At 39.6% G+C, this 2705-nt stretch carries 4 protein-coding genes and 1 pseudogene; all 5 read right to left on the bottom strand.

Annotation, left to right across the window (positions count from 1 at the left end):
• Nucleotides 1–1056, bottom strand: a pseudogene (locus tag AVJ19_RS22640) (hypothetical protein); the annotation flags it as partial.
• A gap of 10 nt (nucleotides 1057–1066) precedes the next feature.
• A complete protein-coding gene (locus AVJ19_RS20835) occupies nucleotides 1067–1831 on the bottom strand; it encodes a hypothetical protein (protein ID WP_111861401.1) in 765 nt (254 codons plus the stop codon).
• Between the two features lie 12 nt (nucleotides 1832–1843).
• Nucleotides 1844–2137 (bottom strand): DUF3820 family protein, encoded by a 294-nt coding sequence (locus tag AVJ19_RS20830; protein ID WP_111861400.1) that lies wholly within the window; start codon nucleotides 2135–2137, stop codon nucleotides 1844–1846.
• A gap of 11 nt (nucleotides 2138–2148) precedes the next feature.
• On the bottom strand, nucleotides 2149–2340 hold the full coding sequence (locus tag AVJ19_RS20825) for a hypothetical protein (protein ID WP_111861399.1): 192 nt from the start codon (nucleotides 2338–2340) through the stop codon (nucleotides 2149–2151).
• A partial coding sequence (locus tag AVJ19_RS20820; protein ID WP_111861398.1) for a hypothetical protein occupies nucleotides 2340–2705 on the bottom strand: 366 nt, incomplete at its 5' end. The genes AVJ19_RS20825 and AVJ19_RS20820, both read right to left, overlap by 1 nt.

The following is a 2705-nucleotide window of genomic DNA, read 5'->3' as shown; positions in this document are numbered from 1 at the left end:
TTTTCTACGAAGTTCAATATGCCCATCAAGATGATTTTTGTGTGTAGATATGAGTTTAGGATTGTTGTGGATCTCAATTGAAATCTCATCCAACTCTTGAGTATTTATTTGAGCAATTTTGTACGTTAATTCTTGTTTGATTTCAGAGCTGATACGACTTTTCTCTGCATCTCCTTTAATAAGAAAGTAATCATCAGCTGGCGTGTTTTCTGGAACTGTAACTTCTTCTTGATCAACAGTCTCAACATCGACTTTAGGTGTGTATTGCTCAGGATCTAATTCAAGCAATTTATCTTCAGTCAGTTTGCATAAGTACTGCTGTTGTTCTTGCTCCAAATAACCATTAGCGAAAAATATTGGGCGCAATGAAAGTACAGCATCAGTCGTGGTGCAATTCGCAATTTGAGTTGTAAATTTCTCAATGATTGCAGCAGAGTCTGTTTCTATTTTAGCGACATCATCAACAGTGAAAGCAGGGCTGTTTTTAGGCTTCACATCAACTGATGCTTCAATAGCATCAGTTGTTGCAGATTCTTTGGTTTTGCGCGTACGTTTTTTAGGTTTTTCTTCAACAGTTTCAGCAGGAGTTGATTCCACCTCTTTTGATGGCGTGTTAACAATCACTGGAGGCTCAATCTCAATTGGGTCCAATGAACCGCCATTTAAAGTGATGAATGCACGTGCATGGGTAATCGCATCATTAGTAGTTTTATGTAAAAGCTTTGATGCAATCAAACGTTTTAAATAAAGGGCATTGTCAGTAGTACTTAAAATCTCAATAGGATGATCCACATCTAAAAGATTAGGTGCGTAGTAATACATTGCAGCATCAATTAAGTCATCAAAGTCTTGAATACACTCAGGTACTTCTAGATCCACTTGACCAATGGTCATGAAACGTGGAGCAAGACAAAATTCATACTCAGTACCAAAAAATACGGTAGCAGGGAATTGACTCAACTCGCCAAAGTCGAGCAGCTGCCCGACTGCACGACATAACACTGCTTGACCAGATGACATTGCCTCAAAAGCTTGTTTAGCGTTTAAAATATCCATTTGCTATCCCTCAGTGATGCATTGCTTGTTGATTTGAGTTTTGGTTTTGTTGAGCTGGATTGGTTGACCAACCCATTTGATCAGCTCGGGCACGACAGGCTTGCTGAATTTGATTGTTGTATTTGGTTTTACCAAATGTGCTAATCGCTTTATCAAGTGTGTTCGGGTTCTTTGCATTTCTAATTGAAGCAAGTGCATCGTTGTAGCGCTGATCAATTGTCTTTTGCTGAGTATTGGTCTGATTTGCTGTTTGTTGTTGAACAGGCTGTTGTTGTATGTTCTGATTTTGCTGCTGAGATGATGCCTGACCCTCTTGATAAGCATGGTCATATTCATATAAATACTTACTACCATCATAATTTCCAAGATAAACATCAGCTGCTACACCTACAGCTTTAAATGCGACACCAAGTGCATCAGTAACTGCCTTTTTATAACCCTCATCACTTGCTTTTAATTGCCCCTTAGCAATTTCAACAATTTCAGATCCGCCGATGCCTGAGAATTCTTCGCCCCATGCACCTTCAAATTTAGTTTTAACCGCAACTTCAGCAAAACACATGATCGATCCACTTGGTGCTGTTTCAGACCAAGTGCGAACAATACGATATGTCCAACCATGACCAACAGGACCAAATGCCTGCGTCATTGCCATTAATCGCCACTGTGGGTTAATGTCAGATTTGCCTTTAAGATAGCCAAATTCAATTTTTTTCAGGAAGTTGCTAGGAGTTTGTTTAACATCATTCCAAATTTTTAGATTATTTGTTGTCATGATTAATCCGCCTTAGTTATTGTATTTAGCATTGTTATAAGCAATGCGTTGATTAGCTGAATAACGTGTGCCACGTTGAAAACAAGGTTGGCTCAACATGATTGCCAATGCTTTACGTCGCTGGAAGTCACGCTCACGTACCAATTCTTCTTGAACCCAATCCAATTGATTGAGTTTTTCACGTAAAGCAGCATCAATGTCTTGTGTAAGCAACCAACGCACATAACTATGTGGAATATCTTCAAAAGCAGTGCCTTTGAATTTCCCGAAGTGAATCACTTCTTGTTTTTGAGTAGAAATAGTCATTTGCTCAGCTCCTATCGTGGTGCATAACCGATGCGTGCCAACGCATCTTGCAATTCAGCAACAGCTTCATGCATACGATCAGCTTCAGAATCACTTGAAGCATTTGTACGAAGCTCACGGTATGAAATACGTTTAACCAACTGAGCTAATGCCATTGCCTGCGCTTCAGTTAAATTCATTTCGAGAATTAGAGGGTTTTCCATCAGATCGCCTCCACCAAATGATTTTTTTCAATAAAACCAACGAGCAAATTATTAAATTGGCGGTGGTCGATTTGATCTGTGAAGTCGAGATACGGATTGTCATTTTCATCAAGAACAGTCATTTCACCGTGTGCTGTAATCTCTACAGCAGTGAAGCTTGATCCTTGTACGCCGTAGCTATCTGGATATGCTTTGTATTCAAAAGGGAACTTCACGGTAAATTCATTCAATTGAATAACAGCGTAACCTGTGCTCATTGAAGTGATTTCAACGGTTTGCACAGCATAAGTTGAAGGGATGTATTCGGTTGCTAGAGGTGGTTTGTACTCAGTGGCTTTTTGGTCATAACCAAGGCAAAGACCACC

Source organism: Acinetobacter sp. CFCC 10889 (genome assembly GCF_003268395.1).
Classification (GTDB): Bacteria; Pseudomonadota; Gammaproteobacteria; order Pseudomonadales; family Moraxellaceae; genus Acinetobacter.
This window is presented reverse-complemented; position numbering and strand designations above follow the sequence as displayed.

Coding starts and splice junctions, on each gene's coding strand:
- AVJ19_RS20825 (WP_111861399.1), bottom strand. CDS start 2,340: ATGGAAAACCCTCTAATTCTCGAAATGAATTTAACTGAAGCGCAGGCA.
- AVJ19_RS20835 (WP_111861401.1), bottom strand. CDS start 1,831: ATGACAACAAATAATCTAAAAATTTGGAATGATGTTAAACAAACTCCT.
- AVJ19_RS20830 (WP_111861400.1), bottom strand. CDS start 2,137: ATGACTATTTCTACTCAAAAACAAGAAGTGATTCACTTCGGGAAATTC.